This is a genomic window from Limosilactobacillus difficilis (assembly GCF_947387495.1).
Taxonomy (GTDB): domain Bacteria; phylum Bacillota; class Bacilli; order Lactobacillales; family Lactobacillaceae; genus Limosilactobacillus; species Limosilactobacillus difficilis.
Map to the genome: position 1 here is coordinate 1 of NZ_CANDNU010000084.1, position 2,044 is coordinate 2,044.

General features: G+C 41.4%; 3 protein-coding genes. 1 reads left to right on the top strand and 2 read right to left on the bottom strand.

The annotated features are described in order from the left end of the window. Nucleotides 1-171: 171 nt before the first annotated feature. Nucleotides 172-1,218 carry a tyrosine-type recombinase/integrase gene (locus QOR82_RS09005; protein WP_283584404.1) on the bottom strand — a complete coding sequence of 349 codons (1,047 nt, stop codon included), beginning with the start codon at nucleotides 1,216-1,218 and terminating at the stop codon, nucleotides 172-174. A gap of 232 nt (nucleotides 1,219-1,450) precedes the next feature. On the opposite strand from QOR82_RS09005, the gene QOR82_RS09010 reads away from it, so the two are divergent. Beyond that, on the top strand, nucleotides 1,451-1,573 hold the full coding sequence (locus QOR82_RS09010) for a hypothetical protein (RefSeq protein ID WP_263863011.1): 123 nt from the start codon (nucleotides 1,451-1,453) through the stop codon (nucleotides 1,571-1,573). Between the two features lie 267 nt (nucleotides 1,574-1,840). Here the strand turns inward: QOR82_RS09010 and QOR82_RS09015 are convergent. Continuing rightward, nucleotides 1,841-2,044 (bottom strand): LPXTG cell wall anchor domain-containing protein (locus QOR82_RS09015; RefSeq protein ID WP_283576991.1); only part of this gene is annotated, 204 nt, incomplete at its 5' end.

The window sequence follows — 2,044 nt, forward strand, 5'->3', positions numbered from 1 at the left end:
TTTATAGATTTGAATTGATTTTGCACAGTTCAAATGCCGTTAAATTAGGATTCCGCTATCAAGTTAATAAGCAACATTATTCGTATTCAATAATAAAAATAACGTTTGTAAGCCAATAACATCAAGGGTTTCCGTACTTGTTTACCATCGTGGCAAACCATATGGCAAATATTATACAACTTTACTAAAGGGAATTATTTGATTGCCATTAAAGTTAATTTGTGATTCTTTAGCCGGTGTTAAGTCCATTGAGCCAACCATCTTATCCGCAATTAATTCATCATTACGATCAAACATGTGGGCATAGTAGCGCAATGTTACGGCCGGACTACTATGGCCTAATCGCTTTGATACTGTTAAAACGTCCGCACCTAATTCAGCAATTAAGTAAGAAGCATGTGAGTGACGTAACCCGCGGCCGTTGATTCCGGGTACCCCAGCTAATTTAGCATACTTCTTTAACACATTATTAAGGGTGGACTTGATCATCGGTCGATCATCATAAGAAATTACAAATTTTTTAACACCATGTGCTAATTGGGCTTTACGCCAATCTTTCAAGATTTGCACCAGTTCACTATCCAAAGTGATAATTCGTTTACCGGCAGTGGTTTTGGTGTATGGTTTAATTTGATAATCATCCTTGTTTTTGTAGTACAAAGTATGAAAAATTCGGGCCTTTTGATTAACCAAATCCACATCACGCCAGGTTAAGGCGAATCCTTCAGAAACACGTACACCGGTTCGGTAATAGAACAGCAGCATTACATAAATGCAATATTCATAAAAGCCTTGCGTACTAACCTGTGACAATACCTTCTCAAATTCTGACTTTGTCCAATACTTAGCCACAGCCTTGCCTTTTGGAATAGCTTTGGTCTTCATGGCAACATTATCAGTAATTAAACCTAAGTGTTCAGCATAACCTAACGCTTGACGAAAAGCCATGTAACACACATTAGCATAATCGCGAGAAAAACCTGACGTACTCATCAGCCAAGTTCGGTATTCCTCGCAATCGCGAATACTAATTTGATCAAGTATCTTGGTATCAAAACGATCTACTGACAACATGATCATTCGCTTATGAGACTCGTAGGTACTTGCCTCCACGTCAGCCTTATACTTTGGCAAGAAATCTTCTCGGACAAACTTCCCATAGCTAATCCGACGCAGGTCTTCAGCTTGGTGATTCATGTATTCAACTTTAATTCGCATTGCTTCAGCTTCAGCCGCTTTAGGCGAAGTGAATTGTAACCCCTTCTGATCTTTGCGCCCCTTTTTGAAGTGTTGTTTGCCCTCATTATCGCGTCCCAAAAATACTTGGTAGAAAATCGCGTCCCAAAAATACTTGGTAGAAAAAATGCCCGTTCTCATCGACACGGACATATTTATAACCGTCAATTTTCATCGACTTCACTTTACCAGAAATTCAGTTAGGAGACTTTTTATGGAAGAAAAACATGAAATCATTGCACCCAATTTTATTTCAAAGCCATCTTCGATGTCGTCACCAACCCATGCGCCATATAAGCATATTGCGGCGAAGGTGGAGCTTAAAGGGATTGTTTAACCATCTTAACGACTGGCCGCGATGAAATTTTGGCCTTACTAACTGGCTTACCTTTGGCTTTGAAAACGGGTGCCACAATATCATGCTTCTCTTCCATAAAGAAATCCTCCTGTACTGAATCTTATGCCTTCAGTATAGGAGGATTGGTCGACCGCGCCTAGACGTGTTGTTATTGACTGCTTACGTTATGCCGTGTTTACTCACCACCCTAAAAGACGGGTCCCCCATTTCCTGAGGAACCCGCCTTTAGTGCGGTTAACTATTGATTTAATCTTCCTTCTTGCGCTTACCACCAAGCCCGAGCAGTCCGAGCAACAACATGCCCAAGCCACTAGCGGCTAACAGGGAACCTTGTTCATTCCCGGTTTGTGGCAGCGTCTTGGCTTGTGACTTTGCTGGTTGCCCAGCCGTCTCAGTGTTAGGCTCCTTCGTCCAACTATACGTTGTCCCCTTTGGCAACTTGTCTTGGTT